General features: G+C 55.9%; 20 protein-coding genes and 1 pseudogene. 9 read left to right on the forward strand and 12 right to left on the reverse strand.

Going from position 1 to position 22,286, the window contains the following annotated elements:
• The first annotated feature begins 434 nt into the window (after positions 1-434).
• From ACZ1HK_RS00175 to ACZ1HK_RS00185, 3 genes are all read left to right on the forward strand, one after another.
• Positions 435-1,352, forward strand: a complete 918-nt coding sequence (locus ACZ1HK_RS00175; protein WP_472626958.1) for a hypothetical protein — start codon at positions 435-437, stop codon at positions 1,350-1,352.
• 191 nt (positions 1,353-1,543) lie between these two features.
• A complete protein-coding gene (locus ACZ1HK_RS00180; RefSeq protein WP_472626959.1) occupies positions 1,544-2,026 on the forward strand; it encodes a tyrosine-type recombinase/integrase in 483 nt (160 codons plus the stop codon).
• Between the two features lie 5 nt (positions 2,027-2,031).
• Positions 2,032-2,247 (forward strand): WGR domain-containing protein, encoded by a 216-nt coding sequence (locus ACZ1HK_RS00185; protein ID WP_472626960.1) that lies wholly within the window; start codon positions 2,032-2,034, stop codon positions 2,245-2,247.
• 87 nt (positions 2,248-2,334) lie between these two features.
• Here the strand turns inward: ACZ1HK_RS00185 and ACZ1HK_RS00190 are convergent, their stop codons facing one another.
• Both ACZ1HK_RS00190 and ACZ1HK_RS00195 read right to left on the reverse strand, forming a co-directional pair.
• On the reverse strand, positions 2,335-3,444 hold the full coding sequence (locus ACZ1HK_RS00190; RefSeq protein ID WP_472626961.1) for a hypothetical protein: 1,110 nt from the start codon (positions 3,442-3,444) through the stop codon (positions 2,335-2,337).
• Positions 3,445-3,539: 95 nt separating this feature from the next.
• Positions 3,540-3,971 carry a hypothetical protein gene (locus ACZ1HK_RS00195; RefSeq protein WP_472626962.1) on the reverse strand — a complete coding sequence of 144 codons (432 nt, stop codon included), beginning with the start codon at positions 3,969-3,971 and terminating at the stop codon, positions 3,540-3,542.
• Between the two features lie 573 nt (positions 3,972-4,544).
• On the opposite strand from ACZ1HK_RS00195, the gene ACZ1HK_RS00200 reads away from it, so the two are divergent.
• The 4 genes from ACZ1HK_RS00200 (at position 4,545) to ACZ1HK_RS00215 (ending at position 9,762) form a co-directional block, all read left to right on the forward strand.
• Complete coding sequence (locus ACZ1HK_RS00200; RefSeq protein ID WP_472626963.1) at positions 4,545-5,414, forward strand: hypothetical protein; 870 nt, start codon at positions 4,545-4,547, stop codon at positions 5,412-5,414.
• Positions 5,415-6,273: 859 nt separating this feature from the next.
• Positions 6,274-7,557 (forward strand): tyrosine-type recombinase/integrase, encoded by a 1,284-nt coding sequence (locus ACZ1HK_RS00205; protein WP_472626964.1) that lies wholly within the window; start codon positions 6,274-6,276, stop codon positions 7,555-7,557.
• Positions 7,558-8,174: 617 nt separating this feature from the next.
• Positions 8,175-9,275 carry a calcium-binding protein gene (locus ACZ1HK_RS00210; protein WP_472626965.1) on the forward strand — a complete coding sequence of 367 codons (1,101 nt, stop codon included), beginning with the start codon at positions 8,175-8,177 and terminating at the stop codon, positions 9,273-9,275.
• Entirely contained in the window at positions 9,235-9,762 is a 528-nt protein-coding gene (locus ACZ1HK_RS00215; RefSeq protein WP_472626966.1) for a hypothetical protein, read from the forward strand. The genes ACZ1HK_RS00210 and ACZ1HK_RS00215 overlap by 41 nt, the downstream gene beginning before the upstream one ends.
• A 74-nt stretch (positions 9,763-9,836) precedes the next feature.
• Here the strand turns inward: ACZ1HK_RS00215 and ACZ1HK_RS00220 are convergent, their stop codons facing one another.
• The 8 genes and pseudogenes from ACZ1HK_RS00220 to ACZ1HK_RS00255 all read right to left on the reverse strand — a co-directional run bounded on the left by ACZ1HK_RS00220 (position 9,837) and on the right by ACZ1HK_RS00255 (position 17,633).
• A complete protein-coding gene (locus tag ACZ1HK_RS00220; protein ID WP_472626967.1) occupies positions 9,837-11,672 on the reverse strand; it encodes a glycosyltransferase family 2 protein in 1,836 nt (611 codons plus the stop codon).
• Positions 11,669-13,174 (reverse strand): hypothetical protein, encoded by a 1,506-nt coding sequence (locus tag ACZ1HK_RS00225; RefSeq protein ID WP_472626968.1) that lies wholly within the window; start codon positions 13,172-13,174, stop codon positions 11,669-11,671. The genes ACZ1HK_RS00220 and ACZ1HK_RS00225 overlap by 4 nt, the downstream gene beginning before the upstream one ends.
• A 90-nt stretch (positions 13,175-13,264) precedes the next feature.
• Positions 13,265-14,476 carry an NAD-dependent epimerase/dehydratase family protein gene (locus ACZ1HK_RS00230; RefSeq protein ID WP_472626969.1) on the reverse strand — a complete coding sequence of 404 codons (1,212 nt, stop codon included), beginning with the start codon at positions 14,474-14,476 and terminating at the stop codon, positions 13,265-13,267.
• A 153-nt stretch (positions 14,477-14,629) separates the two neighbouring features.
• A complete protein-coding gene (locus ACZ1HK_RS00235; RefSeq protein ID WP_472626970.1) occupies positions 14,630-15,301 on the reverse strand; it encodes a response regulator in 672 nt (223 codons plus the stop codon).
• A 118-nt stretch (positions 15,302-15,419) separates the two neighbouring features.
• Complete coding sequence (locus tag ACZ1HK_RS00240) at positions 15,420-16,070, reverse strand: ATP-binding protein (protein WP_472627025.1); 651 nt, start codon at positions 16,068-16,070, stop codon at positions 15,420-15,422.
• Positions 16,071-16,157: 87 nt separating this feature from the next.
• Positions 16,158-16,759, reverse strand: a pseudogene (locus ACZ1HK_RS00245) (PAS domain S-box protein); the annotation flags it as partial.
• 17 nt (positions 16,760-16,776) lie between these two features.
• Positions 16,777-17,109 carry a hypothetical protein gene (locus tag ACZ1HK_RS00250; RefSeq protein WP_472626971.1) on the reverse strand — a complete coding sequence of 111 codons (333 nt, stop codon included), beginning with the start codon at positions 17,107-17,109 and terminating at the stop codon, positions 16,777-16,779.
• Positions 17,106-17,633 (reverse strand): putative pterin-binding protein, encoded by a 528-nt coding sequence (locus ACZ1HK_RS00255; RefSeq protein ID WP_472626972.1) that lies wholly within the window; start codon positions 17,631-17,633, stop codon positions 17,106-17,108. Before ACZ1HK_RS00255 ends, ACZ1HK_RS00250 begins: the two co-directional genes overlap by 4 nt.
• Before the next feature lie 164 nt (positions 17,634-17,797).
• Between ACZ1HK_RS00255 and ACZ1HK_RS00260 the strand changes: the two genes are divergently transcribed.
• Positions 17,798-18,409 (forward strand): response regulator transcription factor, encoded by a 612-nt coding sequence (locus tag ACZ1HK_RS00260; RefSeq protein ID WP_472626973.1) that lies wholly within the window; start codon positions 17,798-17,800, stop codon positions 18,407-18,409.
• A gap of 599 nt (positions 18,410-19,008) precedes the next feature.
• Here the strand turns inward: ACZ1HK_RS00260 and ACZ1HK_RS00265 are convergent.
• Positions 19,009-19,641 carry a tyrosine-type recombinase/integrase gene (locus tag ACZ1HK_RS00265; RefSeq protein ID WP_472626974.1) on the reverse strand — a complete coding sequence of 211 codons (633 nt, stop codon included), beginning with the start codon at positions 19,639-19,641 and terminating at the stop codon, positions 19,009-19,011.
• A gap of 168 nt (positions 19,642-19,809) precedes the next feature.
• Positions 19,810-20,991: an ROK family transcriptional regulator gene (locus ACZ1HK_RS00270; protein ID WP_472626975.1), complete on the reverse strand. Its 1,182-nt coding sequence runs from the start codon at positions 20,989-20,991 to the stop codon at positions 19,810-19,812.
• Positions 20,992-21,244: 253 nt separating this feature from the next.
• Here ACZ1HK_RS00270 and ACZ1HK_RS00275 point away from each other — a divergent pair, with 253 nt between their 5' ends.
• On the forward strand, positions 21,245-22,264 hold the full coding sequence (locus ACZ1HK_RS00275; RefSeq protein ID WP_472626976.1) for a substrate-binding domain-containing protein: 1,020 nt from the start codon (positions 21,245-21,247) through the stop codon (positions 22,262-22,264).
• Positions 22,265-22,286: the final 22 nt, after the last annotated feature.

Raw genomic sequence — 22,286 nt, forward strand, 5'->3', positions numbered from 1 at the left:
TCGGGTACCACGCCAACCTCATAAAATCATTTAAAACCAAGAGGCTGGTGGCCGTCGACCTGGCTCCGGTATACCGATTGATATGCCATTTGGGAAAACGCGGTATACCAGACAGCATTGACGCTATTGGACAATATTGACGCACTTCATCGGATTTGTTCGGCCTGATTGGTGACGGAGCTTTCTGCTGGAGTGTTTCCGTACGGGTGCAAAGCTAGAACAGTTGTTGGGGGTGACCGACGGAATTGTGGATCCGCAGGAACACTCTAGCTAGATCACGCAACACTTCAGTTCTGAGTGTTTCTTGACATAGGTTGTTGCCCAAGAAGAAAAGCGAAAGTAGCATATTTCCGAGCTGTACGACCCAGCGTTACCGCCTCAGGGCTCCTGCAGGACAACCCAAGAGCATGCAATCTTTCAAACGGTTTGGTCGAATGCTTGTTGGCCTCGCAAAGCGCTATCTCTCCTGGCTCACCCTGGAGCGAGCTGCATATCAGGCAACAATTTTGGCATGCTTTGTTGCGATCGCAACTCTCATAAGGCCAGGGGCAGTGTCAGGGCCTATTGATGATATTGCTGAAAACACAGGTGAAGCAGCTGAAGCGGCACTAGCCCAAGTTGAGGCGTCCCAGATTACAGCTGATGCTGCTACGGAGCTTGCCAACGCTGTACCATATTGGGCCGTTTTGGACCACTTCGCTATTGCTGACCATTCGCCTGAGGCAAGCTTCGTTAGGATCGACTTCGAGAACCCGTCCAGTTTTCCAATTCGAGGCTTTGAGATTCATTTCTACAGGGAAGGCAACTTGGTAGGCAGCAGTCCTCCAGTCGTAATACCTCCTTTAGAGGTGGTAGAATTCGAGCTCGACGCAGTGGCATTGCCAGACGCATTTTGTCTATCCGGTAGAGTGGGTCCTGAAGCCATGGGGATAACTGAGACCAGGGCATTCACGTCAAGTGACTCTTCCTTGTTGAGGCAGTTTTCTTTTCCAGATGACGGATACTCTATTGGCACTTCCCCAAACGCAAACTGCACCTTAAACGCTTCACCAGAATTCCTGGACCAGACCGCGGCTGAACGTGAAGCTCTACGCATCGCTGAGCTAAATGAGCTTTCAAATAGGTGTTCGGTGGAACTCGCGGAGTTGGATGCCATTGCGCAAGCCGCTGACTCGGAATCTTGGAACAGCACTTCATACCAATCGACCCTGTATGAAATGGCATTAATGCGCTTACGTTCCGATCCTTCGCGCCTATACGACCGTTGCTCGGAAGAACTGAACTTCGATTTTTACGCATCACGCCAGCAGATGTACGACCGCTGGCAAAATGGCGGCAAGTCTCGACCGTAAGCGGAGTGCGATCAACGTCAGCAATCCTATGAGTAGCCCAACCTAACACAATGATTGATAGTGCTACAAATGAGTGAAATGTGCCTCGATAACGCTCAAGAAAACCGCCTCAATCAGAACGCAGAAGAGGGGAGGCGTTCTCGCTGGCCGCGCGTCAGAGACTGGCACGGGACAACACGACTTGTGAGACGTTGCACTTTACCGGTTGTCCTCCAACCTGGCTGATCGAGATTACGCCTGCAAGCGTTGACCTGTCCGGTGGTTCATTTGCGATCCGGTTACTAAAGAAGCGGAAGTCTAGGGCGGTGGAAACTCAGGGTGTCTGTAGGACGGTGCTTGCGCCCCCAGACTACTTGGGTTCGCTCAACACGGCCTTTAGCTCCCGACAAGCCCAGAAGTCGCCCAAGAAGACAGGGAACCCAATCTGGCCCATCACTCGCGTGCATGTCTGGCGGATCGTGAAGAGTGTGATGATCGAGACGGGTATTCCTGATGCGCCGCAGTGCACACTGAAAGGCCTTCGCCACCGCTACAGGATCAATGCCGTCGTTAAGGGCATACCGCTGCACATGCTCCAGAAATGGCTTGGACATTTACAGCTCAGCACAACGACGATCTATGCAGATGCCGTCGGTAAGGAAGAACACGACATTGCGTCCAGGATGTGGAGGTAGGCCGGATGCATTTCACAACAACAGAGCTGGAGAGAAATATGCATCGCGTCCACCGGTTGAAAGTTGTGTGGAGACTTTTCGGCGATTGGGGGCTCGTGGGCGAATATGGTCGTATTGGTTGCTCAGGTTCGATGCAGGCAAGTTGCTTTCCGAGCCGATCTGACCCCGAGAGTTCGGGGATGAAACTCCGTTCGCAGAAGGAAAAGCGTGGCTACGTTTGAATGGAGGCGCTTTTCTTTCTGCGATTTGGGGTTAGGCATGATCCGGTAGTCTCGTGTTTCCAAGAGTTCAGATGGCAACAGCAGTGTTCAGTGCACCTGAGAACACTCCACATGAACTTCAAAACAGGCTCCAGCGCTGCCACCGCTCTCTGTTTCTGGTGCTATTTCCACCGGGCCACGCCAGTCAACGGTCCCATCGGCTCCATCATCAATTTCCACGGTGGGGGTGCCAAAAGGTGTTCGCTCGGGAATAGTTACCGTTTCATTCTCTGGTGTTGAGGAACCAGCATCGAACCCGCCGCCACCAGAAGAAACTGTTCCGCCAATTCCTTCGAACGCATGGCTCGCAAATTCGCCTAGCACGCTCGTGATCCTGTCTAGTTCTGCTCTGGCCAGTGGAAGTCCCAACTGAATGACTGGTGTAGATGCTCTTGGTTGGAATTGCCCAGTACCCGTAGGATTTAATCGAGGCGCAACTCTGATTGATGGATCCATAGCCCGTAATACTTGCATGTGTCCCGTTGTGGACTGATTTGAACCAATTACTCGATCATAGTTATTGCGCAGCGCGACATCGTGCCTTTCGGCGGCATTTAAAGCCATGTGTTGGTAGGTAAAAACACCGCCAGGGCTCACAGAGACCCAAACACGCAGTGATCTTGCGCCATCATGTAACGGAACTGATTGAACATAGTCACCTTGGTACACATGTTGGAGAGAAGCTGACGTTTGGTCTACGCCAACTGCAAGTAGCTGGACGTTGGCGTGGCTTGGCATGAGCGGCAACCCGGAATTCGGGTCAGTTTGGATATAAACGTTGAAGAGCACGCTATCAGATGGAACTATCCAAGGTGCTGACCGATGTGCTTCGATTAGTAGGTCTTGAACACGATCGTTCACGGCTGCGTCGACAAATACACCAAATACACCGCGTCCAAAATTCGGAGCAACGCGGGGTTCTTCTGCAAGTGAAGTGTTTGGAAAAATTGCAAAAAAGAGTGATAGCAGTAGCTTCACGATCATTTTAAACTCCAGCGCATTCAATAAACGTGTCTGGCTGCTGGCCCAAGGTTGGAGCGGTACAGCAACAGCATAGCTGGTGTCTCTTCGCTGAGCCGTGCTGTGCGTCCAATTCCCGAGATTGCCGGCACAATCACACAAGGACGTGACTTCGGGTTTCAAAATTGTATTTTGCATTTTGACTCTCCGTTTTGACTGGCGAAGCGTGCTTCCGCATTGCATTGTTTGTTTTGCCTGCCAAACTGCCGTTTGGCAGGCCTGGGCTAGTGACCTCAGGGAAGAGGTACAGCAATAATTGGAACGGATGGCCCCAATGGGGCGTCGACCGGGATAAAGCGGTCAATCCATTGCACGGCGACAGATTTAATCCTCGTGGCGTCAGAAGCGTTCAGGTTGTGATGTTCCACATCGTGAACTTCACGGGCGCCACCAGAAGAGAATCCAGGATCTGGAACCTCCATAACCCGTTGATAGGCGTGGATCAGTTTATTGGCTTCATCCAAGTACCGAACGAAAACTCCCAATTGCGGTACACCGCCAAATTCAATACCATTCGAAAGAGTTAAGAACGAGGACACCCTCGGTTCGATTAGCGACCCATTTACTTGGATGGCCTCAAGCGTGATCTCGTACCAAAAGTAGCCATATCGCTTATCTCTAAAGGCGTGTGCTGCGAACGGCTTTTCGGAAATGATCTGACTCATTGTCTTCCTCCCAATTCAGTTTGGTTGAGTGAGGCACTGCTGTGCCTCACACCGGAATCGCTTACCAAAACCAGCAGTAGCCAAGGCCACGCCAGGGAAGTGAGTGGCACTTCACTCCAACTTCGTAGGTAGGCGGCGTAAGCAGTTCGCCGCCCGGTACAGTCGCCACCGCTGCGGTAGCTGAAACCGCCAATAAGATTGCGGCAACAATCACTGCACCAGATCTTTTAGCTGAGATTTTCATAATTCAGGCCCTCCTGTTATTTGTGCGGTCGGGCCAAAGAGTAGCCCTGTGTAAAGCGGAGATTTGGCCATGATTGCTCGTCGAACAAATTCTTCTTTCGGCGGCAATTGTAAGATTTGTGGCAAGGAGCTGCTTTGGCAGTAGCGGGTCGCGTGACTATGGCTGGCGCTGCCGGAGCACGCGCGCCGGACGCACCTGTGGGCTGTCAGCAACGTTCTGCGGCAAACGGCGTCACATATGGTCGTCTTGCGACATCTCGTGTAGTGAGTAGACACGTCCTGTACTTTTGCGGCGCCAAATGCCGCTGTCCAAATTGTTGGAATAGTTTTATGAACCCGTATTCGGACAAAGCCGTTGGCGCGTTGAGAAATATCCTTTGGTGTTACAACGAGTATGAGATCAAATCTTGGGTAAGGACGAGCGATGAGCTGGGGGTGGCAGGCGAGCATACTCTGAGGCGCTTCGCAAATGAGGAGGATAAGACCTGGCCTGCACGCGAAACCATTGAAGCTATTTATGGTTACTTCTCTCGATACCTGATCATCAGGCGTAGGTGGGACCTGCCGTGGGTTATTCAATGCCAATCGGACATTGACTTTCTCTTTAGGCTAAGGGCGCAGCGAGATCCTTATAGTGTACTGAAGGATCGAGCTAAGCTATCGAACGATGAGCAGAAACGCAGCTCTGCTGAATTGGCGGGAGACTACTTTGTAGTCAGGCCTCACTCTGAACTTGGCAACGTTCTTTCACATATGCGGGTATACGACACATTTTCTACCTGGGGTTTGGCGACATGCAGGATTTCGAGGGCAGTGCGTGAGGTTCCCGGTGGCATTATAGAAAGAGATCTTGTCATTGATGGTGGCGTCTTCAGTAAGTCCGGAGCACTGAATGTTCTTGGTTATGATAAGATTGATGGTGATGTTCGAATGATAGCCCTTAGAGACACTGGGCAAGGGGGATATCGAGGCTTCATGACCGGTTTCGACACGGGGAACATGGCATTTTCTGCGCGAACGGTTGTACAGAGGCTGGAAAAACCCGTTGAATATGAAAATATTAGGGAGATGACCGGGTTATGGACCGAATTCAGAAATTTGTTTGAATTCTTGAGTGATAGCTTTGGCCAAGGTCACTTGTTCAGCACAAGATGCGAAGCGCTTTCACCAGAGGATTATTTGACGTCCAGCCCAGGTTAAAACGTGCCTTTGGATCATGACATGCAAGAAATCTGGGAACCAACATAACACGGACTTTTGGTAACCTGTCGTGACGTAGGTGAGTTGCTTCGATTTGCTGAAGCGCGGTCAGTCTGCATGGAAGCTCATAACCTCAGTCGGAAATAGCTACCGGCACACTTTCTCTGGCATGGGTGGAAGCGTACGGGGCCGACCCATGGGCGGTCGAGTGCACGAGAGTCTGCACTGATTAGGGCTACTCCTCACGCTCAAAATTCGGGGAATCGTGGCTTCTAGCCGTTTCTCGTCGTTAGCTTGACGTCGATGTGCGTGGCCAGTAGCGAATATCTATACTGATTAACTAAACCGGAGGGTCACATGGCTTCGAAGAACAGAGGGGGACGACCTAAAGCGGCTGACCCTCGCAAGCCGCGTTTCAACATCTCCCTTACCTCGGCTGAAAATGAACGGGTTGATGCGTCGGGCCTTTCGCATCCAGGTGTGTTCTTCCGTGATGCTGGCCTAGCGATCCTTGACGGAAACGAAGAAAAGATAGAAGAACTTAAGCAGCTTATACGTTAGTATTTATCGATATTGAAAAACCTCTATCGCCTTCCCATCTTTCCGATCATGAATGACGATCTGAAAAGCGTTTCCTGTGGCTGGGTGTTTGGCTGGGTGCTGTTGAGTTCTAGCTCTCATCGACCCGCACATCCTAGGAATTGTTGTCGGCACCCTGTTCTTGCCGGTTCTGACCTATACGATTGCGGGCCCCCTGTTTGGCGACAGACCTGCGATCCGCATTTGTCTCACTTTCGGCGTCACAGCCAAGCTGATCGTCGACTCGATGTATCTGTTGTAACGAAGGGAGCTGCTGAACATGCGCAACACGTTCAAAACTGACAATGACGTCCAAGCCATCCGTTACGCCAGCAAAGGCGCCAAGGTTCAACGCTACCGGGCCGAGGGAGATAGTGGCTTGCACTTGCGGGTCACACGGACGCGCAACAAAGGCACTGTGAAAACGTTCTATGTGAGCTTCACGATCTTTGCAGAGGACGGCACCACGCGCCGCACCGCCCACAAGGTCGGAACGTTCCCGAGCTTCAACGTTGAGACGGCGCTCAAAGCCGCTGAGCGCATCGTGCAAGCCAATGCCGCCCCCGAGGTGCGTGGTCACACGGTTGACGAAGCTCTCCGCCTCTATGACGTGCGCAAGCTCTCGGCGATGAGATCCGGATCACAGATGCTCGCTCAACTGGACGCGGCCTTTTCCGGTTTGCTGGAGCGCCCCATCAAGAGCGTGACCAAAGCCGAAATTCTTGAGCCGATTAACGCAAAGAACGATGTAGGCCAGCCGGTTGCGGCCAATGCCATGCAATCGCGGCTCGTGACCTTCTTTCGGTGGTGCAAGCAATACGCGCTCATTGACACCAACCCGGCCGAGGACATGCCAAAGCTCAACGCGCACAGCAAGCGCACCCGTGTGCTCAGCGTGGACGAATGCCGGACGCTCTTTGCCGTCACCCGTGAAGCATGGCCAGCCGTCGCCCTGTTGCTGTTGACCGGATGCCGCCGGAACGAAATCGCCAATCTCACACTCGGCGAGATGGATCCAGACGCCCGGCGGCTCGTAATCGGCCATGACCGGATGAAAGCGCGCACCGCCGAGGAAGGCCCGCACATCGTGCATTTGTCTGGCCCGGCGTGGGAGATCGTCGCCGAGGCGCTGGCGGATCACGGGCCGGATGCGGCCGCGACGGATATGCTTTTCAAGCGCCGCCGGGACCTGTCCAACGCCAACCGGTTTTTGCCAGATAATCTGCCGGGCGGTCATTACGTGTTGCACGACTTCCGCAAGGCACTGGCCACTCACGGAAGTCAGGCGAGCAACATTTATCACCGTGACACTCGCGCTTGGATTGGCCGCACATCGTGTGCCGATAGCAAGAAATCGGCCGTCACAGCGGGACACCACGTCGCGCCCGCGTTTGATGATGCGACCGTGCAAACCGCTCTGGGCCACAAGCTGGAGACGATCCGCGGTCGCATCTCGGCAACTTACAATCTTGATGACCGTGAAGCCGAACGCGTGGAGCTTTTGAATTGGTGGGCTGAACAGATTGCGGGTGAGGCTGTGTTTGACTGCCAAGCGGTGGCTTGACTCAGGATGCCTTGAATCGGAGCACAACGATAGACTTCTAGGGATTGATCAACGGCGAAAGGGCGGATTGCGGACGTTCGCTGCAGGCGCAACCCAGGAATGCGCAGAAGCCGAAACCGGTCCAGCGAGTAGTCGAACCCAGCACACGAGCAGCCGAAAATAGTCATGTATTCAACGTCCCTACGAACTTGGAAGGCGTATTTCGGTTCCCTATTCTCGGCTTCAGCTGCAACAAACTTCGTCACTTGGGCCGACTTGAGAGACCAGACCGGCTGAAAAGACTGGCCGCGCTCGAAAGTTTCCCTGCTTCATAGCCAAGCAGGCTCTGATGTTGTTGGGACAACGTCTGGGGTTTCAGATCTCTTTTGTTTTGAGCGCTCCTGATGCGCTTTGGTTGGCTCGTGGCGTCCCGTCTCCACGCAATCTTGTTTACGTTTTGGGCCGTCGGAAAGATTGTAATGCAGACGTCGTCGAACACGAATTCAACCCATCCCTTCGCATAGCCCAAATATACCTATTCTCCTTGGCTTATCCGTGCGCCCAGAGGCATGCGCGCGTGGGGAGCGTTACTCGCTGTTTCTGTTGAAAACCCAAAACAGGAAAGTGAGACACTCAAAATGCCAAGATCAATTTATGGGACGCCAGAACAGGACGATCTCGAAGGCGGTTCGGGTCAGGACCGCATCCTCGGCAAAGACAGCGATGATGCCATCACCAGTGGCAACAGCGCGGACACTGTGTTCGGCCAGGGCGGTGATGACACCGTATTTGGTGCCGCAGGAAGCGACCTGCTTCATGGCGGGTCCGGAGACGACAGCCTTCATGGAGGTGCCGGGTCAGACCGACTTCTCGGTGGGAAAGGAAACGACGTACTGACAGGTGGCGACACAGCAAGTCGTGACGACCAAACCGGCGGTGGAGGCGGTGTGGACGATCGGCTTTGGGGCGGGTCTGGCCACGACAGCATTCATGGCAATAGTGGCAATGACCGGCTCTATGGCGGTCGCGACGACGATACGTTGGACGGAGGTGCGGGAGCCGACAAAGTTTTCGGTGGTGCCGACAACGATCTGATGGACGGTGGCACAGGTAACGACACGCTCGTCGGTGGAAGTGGAGCCGACAAGTTGCTGGGTGAAATCGGTGCCGACAAACTGTTCGGAGGCACGGGACAAGACGCGCTTGAAGGCGGGTCAGGCTCGGATTCCTTGTTTGGCGGGTCGGATGCCGATGCGTTGAGCGGCCAAGACGGTGCTGATCGTCTTTATGGCGCGGATGGCAACGATACCTTTGCCGGTGGATCTGGCGACGACCTCATGTTTGGCGGCGACGGAGATGACAATTTCGCCGGTGGGATTGGCTCCGACCGGGTGTGGGGTGGCTCAGGCGACGACGTTGCGTTTGGTGGTGCCGGAAACGACACGCTTGGCGGTGCCGACGGCGATGATGTCTTGCACGGCGAAGCTGGTCGCGATTTGCTGTTTGGCCGATCTGGCAATGACACCTTGGATGGAGGCCTCGGCAATGATGAGCTTCGTGGCGGTGCTGGCAACGACCTGCTCAAAGGCGGAGATGGCTCCGACGCATTGAATGGTGGCGATGGTCATGATCAGCTCGTCGGAGGCAGTGGCAACGATGTGCTGCACGGAAAGCGCGGTGACGACGTTTTGAACGGCGATGCGGGCACGGACACTCTGTCTCGGCGGCAACGGTGCTGACACACTCGATGGTGGTTCCGGCGGTGACAGTCTGTCAGGCGGTTCTGGGGCTGATCACCTGCTTGGTGGCGCAGGCCGAGACGTGCTGCGCGGCGACAGTGGAGCGGATGTGCTGGACGGCGGGACGGGGGCCGATACGCTTGACGGCGGTTATGGCGCTGACGTGCTGCACGGTGGACGTGGAGAAAACCTGCTGACGGGCGGTGGGGGCGCGGACACATTTGTGTTCAAGGCCAATATTGGTTTCGTCCGCGACACCATCACCGATTTCCAAGCTTTCGGAAGCCGCAAAGACACATTGGATCTCAGCGACCACGGTTTCCTTGCGGAGTATGAGAGCGTTGAGGCGTGGATCGCCTCCTCGGTTTCAGTGCAGGACGGCGGCGTCAAGATTGACCTTGGCCAATCACAATCGGTCTTCATTCAAGACCATGCGGGAGTTGGTGACGGGTTTATCGACCACCTCGTGGATTGCTTCACGTTCTAGCAAGGTGCCAAGACCAACAACGAACGGCCCCGCAGAAATTGCGGGGCCGTTTTTTTGTTTGGCTTGCTGAACAGTCAGGCGACCCGCACTGGACCTGTTGGGACAATGTTCTTCTTGGTGGCTGTCTCAAGCACCTCGCCGTCATGGCCCACCAGAATGCTCATCATGGACTCAAGCGTGAAATAGGCGCGTAGAACGCGGAAGATCAGGTATTCCGGCAAGGCGAGGATGCCTTTGGGCACACCATTCAGCAGCGATGCAATCACCGCCATGATCGCAGGTGCGCCGGTTGTGACTGCCACAACGGCTTGCCACACGATGGGGCTGTCGGGATTGTAGGCGAAAATGCATTCCAACGCGCCGTAGATGATCAACGGGACGAGCATCGCGCGCCGGGCGGAATTGACCAGCATGTAGGGCAGGATGATCTTGCCCCTGAGCGAGCCGTTACCGGAATAGATCAGGTCCCGGCAGCGCGACGAGATGTGGTAGATTGACCGGAACCAGCGCATACGCTGTTCGCGCATATGCTCATAGGCTGAGGGCACTTCGGAGATATAGCGGATCTTGGGATCGACCACGGAATGGTAGCCCAGCTCTCCGATGCGCAGCGACACGTCGGTGTCTTCGCCGTTCATGCCTTCGACGAAGCCGCCCAGGTAGCGGGGGTGTTCGGTGCGGTAGACCACGAACATGCCCGGAATGCCGACGACCCCGTTCACCGCGCCCATGGCGACGGAATAAAACCCGTGTTTCACCAGCACCTCCAGAAGCCGGGCACGGTCGAACAGCGCGCCACCGGGCGGCACGGGGACACCGCCGACAACGCCGACGGCGGGATTCGTGAAGTAGGGCATGGCACGGGTGAGGTTGTCTTCGCCAACAAGCGTGTCTGCATCGACTCGCACCAGAAACTCCGTCTCGGCCGCATCAAGGCCGGCGTTTAACGCATTCGATTTCCCGGGCTTTGGCACGTTGAGCACGCGCCCCAGTGCCGCCTTGCAGGAGGCGAGTGTGGCATTCGCGATCTCTTCGGTGGCGTCGGTGGAGTTGTTGTTCATGATCAGGATGTGCACCTCGCCGCCATAATGGGCGGCTGCTTTGTCCATGGCGCTGATCGTGTTCTCGATGATGTATTCCTCGTTATGGGCGGGCACGATGATAGAGACGGGTGGATTGAATTTGGGTGTTTTCGCCGTTTTCACATCCCAGATCGCCAGCGCGTAGAGTTGTGCGAAGAGGACTGGGAGAACGAGAAACACGCCTGGCCCGATGCCACCTAGAAGGGTCCAGCTGCGCAGGCGTTCGACCAGTTCAAGCTGCAGCGATGTGACCCAGATCGAGGTCGCGATGGCGATGGCGATGGTGACCGCCAAGCGGATGATGGCGCGACGGTTGCTGACGGGGCGGTGTTCCACAGGAATGCGCACGGGCATCAGGCCGCGTTCCAGCAACTTCCAGGAGTAGATGCAAAAGCCCAGAAGGCCGGATGCGATGGCGCTGAAATGCAGCGAAAAGGCCAGATCGAAGGCCAAGTGGCCCGCCACGTTCGCCAGATCGAAGATGGCGCAGATCAGGGCATAGGTCAGGACCATATCGAGGCCGAAGAAGAGTTTCCCTTTCCAATCGGCCGAGCAGAACGCCGCAAAGCTGATGTAGAAGGCGACCAGAAAGATGCGGATCGCGATGGAGTGCCGCCCTTCGTAGGGCGAGAATACCAAATCGCGGTTTGGGAAAACCATGGATCCAAACGGCGAATTGACAGCCAAAAGCAGTGCGACTGCAATTGCCGTGAATACGACCAGCATCGCTGGCCCACGCCATTGCGGGATGAATCCGGCGAACCGCTTGGGTGCACTGTCGACGGAGATGAAGGCGATCTTGTCGCGATTGTCGTCTGCATCGCTCATGACTGAATCTCAAGAAGATCAACCAACAACGTGACCGAACTGGTTTCACGACCAGACCAGGCTGTCGCGGGTTCGGCCGTGAGCGTGCCTTCTGCGGTTTGGAAAACCATCCATTGGTTGGGCAAATCTATTTGAGAAATAGTCGTTCCGCGTGGCAAAATCGCGATGGCCGCCGCATCTTGCACTGACAAGGTGTGTTGGCCGGGCGGCAAAAGCCTGTCCAACAGGTCCACGGCTACTGTGGCTTCGGCGGCATTCAAGTCTCGATTTAGGCTCAGAGCTGTGCCGCTGGCATCGGCAAGCGCAGCCGTAATGGCTCGAACAGGGTCCTGAATGCGTTCATGGGATGGGATGATCCGCGTCTCGGGGAGAATCTCCGCCAATAGCTCCGGACCATCATTGCATTCGCCTTCGTGCAGGAAGCTCGAAGTAAGCGTAATCTCGATCAAATGGGCCATTCCGGGATCGGCCGGGATTGCGATGCGCCCACCAACCCGGGTTTGAGAGGAGGTACCGCTAAGATGGGTCAGTAGGCGGTCGTTTTGCGTTATGGTGATTTGCCAATCCGCTCCCAAGGGATGCGATGGCAAAAGCATGGCAAGTTCCAACACGCTAGGTCGGTTCGCATTCTGGGCTCTTGCGAAGTCATAGCGAAGCCTCCAAGTGTGCGAGCCTTGAAAACGGCGCAGACCATAAAGGCCGGCATCGGGTTCCATCGCTTCTGACCAGGCGTAGTGCGGGCGGGTGTCGAAGGTGCCGAATTCGTCAATGGCTGCCTGCGCCTCATCGATCAGCAAACCTGTCTCAGGAACCAACAATACGTTGGCACCTGCGCGTGTGGCGTCCACCGCTTGGACAAGTGCCTCTGGGGAATTGTCCCACACGAGACGGAACTGATCCCCCCATGCCGCAACGCGGTCGCGAAGGCTTTCCAATGGGGCATCGAGTGCAAGGTACAATGCGCTGGTCGTCTCGATTTCAACCACAGCTTCAACTGAAGTGTCGTTGGTGCAGACGAGGTTGGCACCCGTCCCCTGCAGCGAAAAGGAGACGACCAGCTGCGCCCGTGCAATATCGGCTGGGGTCAGCTCGATCCGCACGGCGCGCACCGCCTCACCTGGATGCAGCAACACCTCAGCCCGGCGGGTATTGTCGATGGAGATGCGCAGCACCCCTTCGACCCCGTCCAGCACTTGCGATGTCGCATCGATTTGGAGGTATCCAGATGTCGGGCGTGCGTCGATTGGCATATGAAACACAGCGCCCTGGTAGGCGGGTAGTCCTGATAAAATAAGCGGCGCGGCGGGGCCTGCGCGCAGGATGATGGCCTGGTCCGCGCCCGCTTGCGCCTCGGCGGCCATGGGGGTCTCAAACCGCAGTTGCGGCCCGTCGGTCAGCGTGCGCACAGCGCGCCAGGTTTGCCCGACCATCTCGGATCGTGCGAGCAGAAGGGCCAGCCCTGCCAGTAGAAATGCCAACAGCCCGATGCCAATCAAACGCATGGTCCTTGCTTTCTGAAAAGGGCCTGAACTCCGACGAGCGAAACGCCAGCCCCACCTCCAAGCAAGGCTGACGTGATGCTCATGGCCGGGTCAGGCGGCGATCTTGTCGACGGAAACCACGCCTGGGCGCTGGTTCTCGGTCCAGGTGGAAACGCAAGGGATCATTTGCATGATGCAGCGATCCGCGTATTTCGACGCAATCTCCTGCGTCTCTTCCATGAGGCCATAAGCCAGGGTGACCGGTTCCAGCCCGAGATCGATGAAAGAGGCGTTCGAGACACGCAGGTCGTTTTCGGCCGCCTCATTGCGGGGATTGTCGACCATTGCGATCTGCGCACCGGTATTGGCCGCGACCAGTTGGGCGAGCGAGCGCACAGTGTGGGTCTCGGTCATCTGGTTCATGATCTTGACCTTGCCATCCTTGGCCGGTGGGTTGTTGACCGCCAATGCGATGCATTTCACCGTGTCCTTGACGTGAATGAAGGCGCGGGTCTGACCGCCGGTGCCATGCACGGTCAGCGGGTGCCCGACAGCGGCCTGCATCAGGAAGCGGTTCAAAACAGTGCCGTAGTCGCCGTCGTAATCGAAGCGGTTGATCAACCGCTCATCCAGGCGCGTTTCATCGGTCTGCGTGCCCCAGACGATGCCTTGGTGCAGGTCGGTGATCCGCAGGCGGTCGTTCTTGGCGTAGAATTGGAACAGCAGCTGATCCATCGATTTGGTCATGTGATACACGCTGCCCGGGTTGGTTGGGTACAGGATATCACGCTGGAAGATCTGCTTGTCGTCACCCGGGACAAAGACGCGCAGGTAGCCCTCGGGGATTTCCATCCCGTCATCGTCGTAGCCGTAGACGCCCATGGTGCCGAGGTGGATCATGTGCGGGTCGAGGCCCAGTTCGATCACGGCAGCCAGAAGGTTGTGGGTGGCCGAGATGTTGTTGTCGACGGTGTAGCGCTTTTCCTCGATGCCTTTCATGGAATAGGGCGCGGCGCGCTGCTCGCCGAAATGGATGATCGTGTCGGGCTTGAGCGCAGCCAGGAGGCCCGTCAGGCGGTCGAATTCGCGGGCCACGTCGATGCATTCGAAATTGATCGTCAGGCCGGTGACGTCGTGCCAGGCCTCGACCCGTTCTTCCACGGTTGCGATCGGTGTCAGGCTGTCGGCGCCCATTTTCTTGTCGATCCAGCGGCGCGAGAGGTTATCGACGATGGTCACGTTGTGACCCAGTTTCGACAGGTGCAACGCCGTGGGCCAGCCACAGAAACCATCGCCACCGATTACCAGAATTTCCTTCGTCATAGTCTTTGTCCTTTGGTCAGGTGGGCCGCCTCCGTGGACGTGCCCTCGTTTCGATGACCAAGGTTTAAGAAGGATTTTCAGTGATTTGTGTGCGCCGAGGGATAGGTTCGTGGATAGATCGGAAGGGTGTCATATCCCTAAGGATAGGTGTGTTCAGCCCTTAGAAATATGCTGGTGCAACAGATCCCGACTGACTGTCATTTCGGCACGCAATGCGCTGAGCGTGTCCGCGTTCAATTGATCGGGAACCACTTCATCAATCTTGGAAATCAAAGGCGCAAGACCCAGCAACGCAGCCCCGCCCCGCATTTTGTGCAGCGCCGCGGCTCTGTCGGTTCCATCATCAAGGAGAATTGCGATTGCTGCCTCAGCCTCTTCAAAGAAATTGTCCGCGGTGGCAACAACCTTGTCAGCGCCCAGAACTTCGAGAAGGTCGTCAAGAACGACACCGTCAACCGTCTTCGCTTCGTCCCGGGCATTGCGCGCTTCGATCACTTCTCCAAGTGCCGAAAACCGAATGGGTTTGGTGAAGAAACCATCCATGCCCGCTTTCAAGGCGCGCTCTCGATACTCTTCTCGTCCATGGGCCGTCAGGCCAAGAATCCGCGTCTTTTGGTTCGGCCCCTCAGAGCCCCTGATCCTGCGCACCGCTTCAATGCCATCCATCACCGGCATTGAGACATCCATGATGATGAGGTCGAAGACCTGTTTCTGCGCAGCCTTCAAGCCATCGAGGCCATCTGCCGCTTCCACTACGACATGCCCGAGACGTTCCAACATGTCGCGCAAGACAGACCGGTTGATGGCGTTATCCTCAACGATCAAGATCTGCTTTCCTGCGGTCTCTTGCGTTTCAAGAGTTGCGGGATCCGGGCGTTTCGGCTCGTCGACCGTTTCCTGTGGTCGCGCAAGAGGAACACGAAGTGTGAAACGGCTCCCTTCCTTATGGACTGATTGAACCGTCAAATCCCCCCATAAGGCGCGCCACCTTGCGCGAGATGGAAAGGCCGAGGCCATCGCCGCGCGTTTGTCGGCCCTCGGAATGTGCAAGCACAACAAAATCCTCGAACACATCTTCAAGATGCTGCTCAGGAATTCCCCGGCCGCTATCCGTCACCGTGATCGTCGTGTCTGTGTTCTCAGTCCCGTGAATTCCCGTCACTGATACTTCGATCTTTCCCTCATCCGTAAACTTGATCGCGTTCCCGATCAGATTGGTGAGTATTTGTCCGATCCGACCGCCGTCACCCCAAAAGGCACGATTCATACCTTCGTCAAACGTTAGCGTCAGCTTCAGATCCTTTTCCTCGGCGAGGGGCACCAATACATCGACCACGCCTTCCATAATCCGGCGCATTTCAAATTGCTGGGGCGAGAGCTGCATTGACCCCATCTCTATACGCGTGATGTCGAGCGCTTCGTTTACGTGTTCAAGTAGGATTTCGCCCGACGCAGATGCGACGCGGGCATAGCGTTGCTGCTGTTTGGTGAGCTTCGTCTGTCGCATCAAATCCAGCACGCCAAGAATGCCATTCAATGGCGTGCGCATCTCGTGACTCATCACGGCCAGGAATTGCGACTTAGCGCGGTCCATGGCTTCGGCCTTGTCGCGGGCATCGATCAACCTCTGTTCGTTGATCTTGCGTTGCGAAATGTCACGAAGATACGCAATGAACAACTCGCCATCGCCGCTTTGTACCGAGGTGATATTCAGCTCAACAGGAAACTCCTCACCCGTCTTTCGGAGCGCCGACAACTCGACCCGTCCAGAATCAACGACGTGTGGTTCATGGGTCGCAAGGTAGCGTTCCATACCTGCGGAGTGAGCGGCTCGATGTTGATGGGGGATGATTGTGGCATCCATCTTTTCCCCAATATCTCATCCCGTCGCCAACCGAATATCCGTTCTGCGGATGTGTTGAATTCGACAATCTCACCAGCTTCATTTGCGGTCACAATCGCATCCAGAGAAGCCTCAACCGTAGATGCAAGTTGAGAGCTGGAGGCAAGCAAGTCAGCGTCTCTCTGGTCGGCCAAGACCAACAACCGGTTGAGGAAAAACAACACCGTCGCCAGACCAACGATGACCGCAACGGCAACAGCGCCGGTTAAGGCGAGTTGACGCGCGAAACCCGTCCGGCGGTCGGCGGCCCGCTGGGTTCCGGCTTCCAACCCAAGCAGAACGAGGCTTCGAATATCCGGGCGAATGCTACGTGTCAGATCGCGCATCGCTGCAATGTCTTGGGACGTCAGGTCCGGATCTACGTCCAGAATGCCAATCATACCCTCTTGGTACGCGCCTACGCGATCCAGCAGGTCTGCCGCATCCTCCGAAAAAGGTCACGCGCTTCACCCCGCCCGACGATCAGCAGCCGGCTCAGCGCGATGTCGGCGCGCAAACGTACGGCGTCCCCATCTGGATCGGATTGGGCCGCCGCATCGCTTAACGTGGCACCAAGATTTGCGATTTCAGTTTCGACTTGCAGGATTGTCCACTGCAAATTGTCAGCATCTGCGGTTGAGAGCCCCCGCAACTCGCGCAGAAGATTGCCGCCAAGAACAGCCAGCAGCAGCACCAGCACTGGTACAACGATCAACAGCCCAACGCGTCTGCGCCTTTTTCGGTCGATCACGATGAACCTTTCATTTGCAACGGTAGAAGCAATACCGTCGCTGCCGGATCATTCCAATACTTCGATCCTGTCGAGCTGCCAGATGCTTTGCGCGTAGACCTCTTCAGTCTGGAATTCTGAGTGCCATCGTCATAAGGGAAAACGATCCAGAATGGTCCCTTGTCGCGAACAGACATTGGGGCTCCATTCAACCTGGTCGCAACAACCGGGTAAATGCTGTCTGCCTCTGGGGCCGGCATCTCAATTGCGTAGTCGTTAAGTGCCGTAAGTGTCAGATTGCCGCCGGTAATGCCTGCTTCGCCCAAAACGGCGCTCAGCGACGGGCCGGTGAAGGTGATTTCGCCCTCAGTCCAGATCGTTTCTGTTGTGATCGTCACCTGATCCAATTCATCGAGGTCCGCCATTGCGAGAGACACTGTATCTCCCGCGAGCGACGTCACCTGAAGCGCGGTTGGATCTTGGGCGGCAACAGGTGACGACAATAACGTCAGAAGTGCCGTGACGTGGGTAAGGGAACGAAGCATCGGATTGTCTCTTGGCTCATGTGTCTGCGCCGTCGAGCATAATTTACTACGCATCCGGAAGTCTGGGGGATGGGGATAGGTTTATATACTTTGGTATAGGTTTGCCTCGCAGTGGCCATAATTTGCTTGTACCTTGCTGGGACAAGAGACGGATCAACTTCGCTATGCCAAATATTCTCATCGCCGATGACCACGACCTCGTGCGCGATACAATCGCCGCCTATCTGGGCCAACAGGAAGACTTCATCATCGAGACCGCGCCCGGTTTGCTCGAGGCACAGGAGAAACTGGCAGGCATGGTGCCATTTGACTTGGCAATTCTTGACTACAACATGCCCGGGATGAACGGTCTTACTGGGCTAGAACAGGTCGTAAAGGCCTATCCGCATATCAAGTTCGTCCTCATGTCGGGTATCGCAACACCTGACGTTGCGCAGCAAGCCATGGGGATCGGAGCAAAAGGATTTCTACCCAAATCCGCAGCCGCGAAATCTATGGTGAACGCCATCCGTTTTGTGTTGGCAGGCGAGCAATACTTCCCATTCGGTTTCTCAGAGGCATCCCCGCAGAAACAGGAAAGCTTCATGGGCCTAACCGGTCGGGAAATGGAAACGCTCAGCCACCTCTGCAACGGGGCGTCCAACAAGGAAATCGCCCGCGCATTGGATTTGGCTGAAGTAACGGTAAAGCTTCATGTCAAAAACATCCTTGCGAAGCTCCAGGTCAACAACAGAACTCAAGCCGCGCTTCTTGCAAAGGAGAAGGGCGGTTTTTGAGTTCTGTCGTTTCCAAAAAGCCCAGAGTGATGTGTCAGGAATTGGGGGTCTATGTATTGCGGTTCGTCCCGCTCGGGGAACGCGACACGCGCGAGTGTCCGCATTTCTACGCAAAGCACTGAGTCTGGCAGTCATAGTGACGACACCGCACGATCAGCACCAATGAGCAGGTCTTGTCCAAGGGCTCACAAATCTGATCGCCAAGGTCCTCCAGAGGATGCGACCGCTACCAACGCGCATGACAACGAAGAGCTTTGACTTGCTGTCGGAGGCGATTTTCAAGGTTCAATATGATGCACTAGGAGTCTTCGAAGCGATCTAAAAAGCCAATACCTACGCTGAAACTGTGCGACGGCGTTTTTTTGATTTGGCAGCGACATTGAATGACGAGTTGGAAACGGCTTCGACGGCACCTCAGTTGGAGCAAAACTGCCTTTGATGAAACAGCCTCCAAGAGAAGCAACGTCCGCACTCCAGACTGTCAGCTGTTTCTGGGCCTCTCGCGCACAACGAACATAGGCAATTCGAATGCACACGCAGCAATCATCTCAAGAGTTGGACGGCAGCTTCGGGCCGTCCTTGAAGACGGCCCGAAGCTACTAGATTTCAATCGCCTCGGCGATGGCTAACGCGTCCTCCAGTTCGACGCCCAGGTACCTGACAGTGCTGTCCATCTTGGTATGACCAAGGAGAAGCTGAACCGCCCGCAAGTTACCGGTCTTCTTGTAGATCTGGGTCACCTTTGTTCGCCTCATTGAGTGCGTGCCATAAGCGCTCGCCTCCAGACCGATTGATGTGACCCAGTCGCGGACGATCCGCGCATACTGGCGTGTCGAGATATGCAAGCGCTCGTGGAAGCGTCCAGGCCAAAGGTACTCGGAGCCAACCATGAGCTCATCTTCCATCCATTTCTCGACCGAGGCGCGTGTGCCTTCGGATATCTCAAAGCGGACGGGCTTATGTGTCTTGCTTTGCAGTACAGAGGCGCGTTCCTTGATCTGACCTGATGCCATCACATCCACGACTTTCATCTTCACAAGGTCACAGCCGCGCAGCTTGCTGTCGATCGCCATGTTGAACAGGGCGAGGTCTCGATGGTTCTCGGCCAATTCAAGTCGAACACGGATTGCCCAGACATGCTTTGGCTTGAGTGGCCTTTTCTGACCAACGATACGGCCTTTGTTCCAGGCTGGTCGCAGCGCACGAATGGCAGGTAAGTTTGGTGTTTCCATAACTGATCCTCCGATCCGCCTTGCCCTACCACAACGCCAACATGACGTTGACCAAGGCAACATATCATAGGATGCCGTGCCGCATCCGAGGACGAGTTTGAGCCCAACCTACTAAATGCGAAAAGCAATACCCTAGAGACCCAGAAACCAAGCAGATCCTGTCGCGAGTTAGTGCAGACCTCGAATAATTTGAGATTTGGCCCAACGCCGAACCAGCAACAGCAAGTTTGCACGACTCTGCCAAGCGAAGGAAATTCCGCTAAAGCAAGAACTGGGTTCCGATAGGACGTGCTGCCGCGCCAATGGCGCGGGCTTTTTTCCGATACTGCCTGCTTCGATGCGCGGACAGATCAGGCCGCGCGTATCCTGGGTGACGACGTAGCGCCTGACCCGTTCGACCAATTCATCGCGAATGTGTTCAGGGAACGCGCCGTCGATCAGAATCGCCTCAAAATCGATGACGGAACAAGTAGACAAGGCCGCCTTGGACAGTTCCTGTGCGGTTTGTCCCAGCCAGGGATCAACGTAACGAGTTAACTTGCGCCAGCTATCAGGATCGGTCCAAAGCTGCCGTGGGTCCATGTCGACTTCGTGCAAGCGGCGTTCTAGCTGGTGAATTGAGGCCATTTCGACCAATTGCATGCTTTCACCGTTGGGTCCGATGCTGCGCAGCGAGCCTAATGCGCCGGCATTGCCTTGACGCCCCTCGTAGACCGCGTTGTCGAGCGCAATTCCACCGCCAATGTAGGCCCCAACGAAGAAGTATGCGTAGTCCTGGAACTCCTTTCCGCGTCCGTAGGTGTGTTCCGCCTGACAGGCAGCGGTGGCGTCGTTGAGCCGCAGAACGGGGAGGTCGATCCGATCCTCTAGCTGGCTCTTCAGATCTACATTTTGCCAGTCTGCAAAAACGCCACCAGGGCTGGCGTCCTGGGCATTCCAAAGCTCGAACGCAGCGGCCGCACCGAACCCACATATCCTTTGTCGATGCGCGCCGCTCATTTCAGAGCTGATGCCGTGCACGCCATCTTCGACAAATGCAAAGATGTCGGCAGGTGTCGGACGCATGTAAGTAAGGTTTCTCTCGTGACGCACAGTGCCGGTGAAATCGATCAATACGAGTTCTGCTGAGCGCCGCCCAATCTTGAGGCCAAACGAAAACGCACCCTCTGGATCCAGATGCATTGGGATCGATGGCTTTCCAACCTTGCCGCGCACCGGGTCGCCGCGCCGCACGAGGCCCTCCGACTCGAGCCTGCGCAAAATGCTAGATACTGTGGGCGGGGATAATCCGGCGCGCCGCGACAAGTCGCTGCCCGGCATCCCACCGTGACGTTGGATCAGCGACAGCAAAAGCCGTTCATTGTGGTCACGAACACCACGTTGGCTCAACCCGAAGCTGAGCGATCTGACCAATCCGTCTTCCATTGGCGACTACTAATGCCTTCTTTCTGCGCCTCATCCTAGAGGATTCTCTTTAATAAGGAAAGTTAACTAATTAATTGACAGGCCCACTCGAATCGTGACTTTTGGAGGCAAGCGACCTGAGGAGGGATCGCTGATCAGGCAGCGCACAGCTGCCGGAAAACTGTCTTGGGAGGACACCATGAAAAAGCTACTGATCGGCACTGCGCTGGCTACCGTTGCGACAACGGGTGCGGCGATGGCGGACGGGCACGGCGTATCCGCCTGCCTTATCACAAAGACCGACACCAACCCATTTTTCGTAATGATGCGTCAGGGCGCAGAGGCCGCTGCAGCCGAACTAGGGATCACTTTGAACTCCTACGCCGGTCAGGTGGACGGCGACAACGAAGCCCAGGTTGCTGCGATTGAAACCTGCATCGCGAATGGCGCATCCGGCATCCTGATCACCGCATCCGATACAGCCGCAATCGTTCCAGCAGTGGAAGAAGCCCGCGCCGCAGGCATCCTTGTCATCGCGCTCGACACGCCATTGGAGCCGATTGACGCCGCCGACGCGACCTTCGCAACGGACAACTTCGCGGCAGGCGAACTTATCGGTCAGTGGGCCGCGGGTGCCTTAGGAGACGCTGCCGCCGACGCGCGGATCGCCATGCTTGATCTGGCCATCAGCCAGCCCACCGTTGGCGTGCTACGCGACCAGGGTTTCTTGACCGGCTTTGGCATTGACGTGGTCGATCCGAGCTTGTGGGGCGATGAGACTGATGAGCGGATCATCTGCAACGAAGTCACTGCAGGCAACGAGGAAGGCGGCCGCACCGCAATGGAAACCTGCCTTGCCGCAGACCCCGACATCAACGTTGTCTACACCATCAACGAACCCGCTGCAGCCGGTGCATATGAGGCTCTCGTGGCTGTCGGCCGTCAGGATGATGTTTTGATCGTCTCCGTTGACGGTGGCTGCCCCGGTGTTGCCGACGTCGCGGATGGCGTGATCGGCGCCACGTCACAGCAATATCCACTGCTGATGGCCTCCCTTGGCATTGAAGCCATTGCAGCCTTTGCCGAAGATGGCACGTTGCCGGAAAACACTCCCGGTCTCGACTTCTTCGACACTGGCGTGGCGCTTGTGGCAGCTGAACCGGTTGACGGTCTCGACAGCATCACGGTCGAAGAGGGTGCCGACCTTTGCTGGGGCTAATTTGATCGGCGTGTATGGCCCG

Source organism: Gymnodinialimonas sp. JB5-7 (assembly GCF_055693405.1).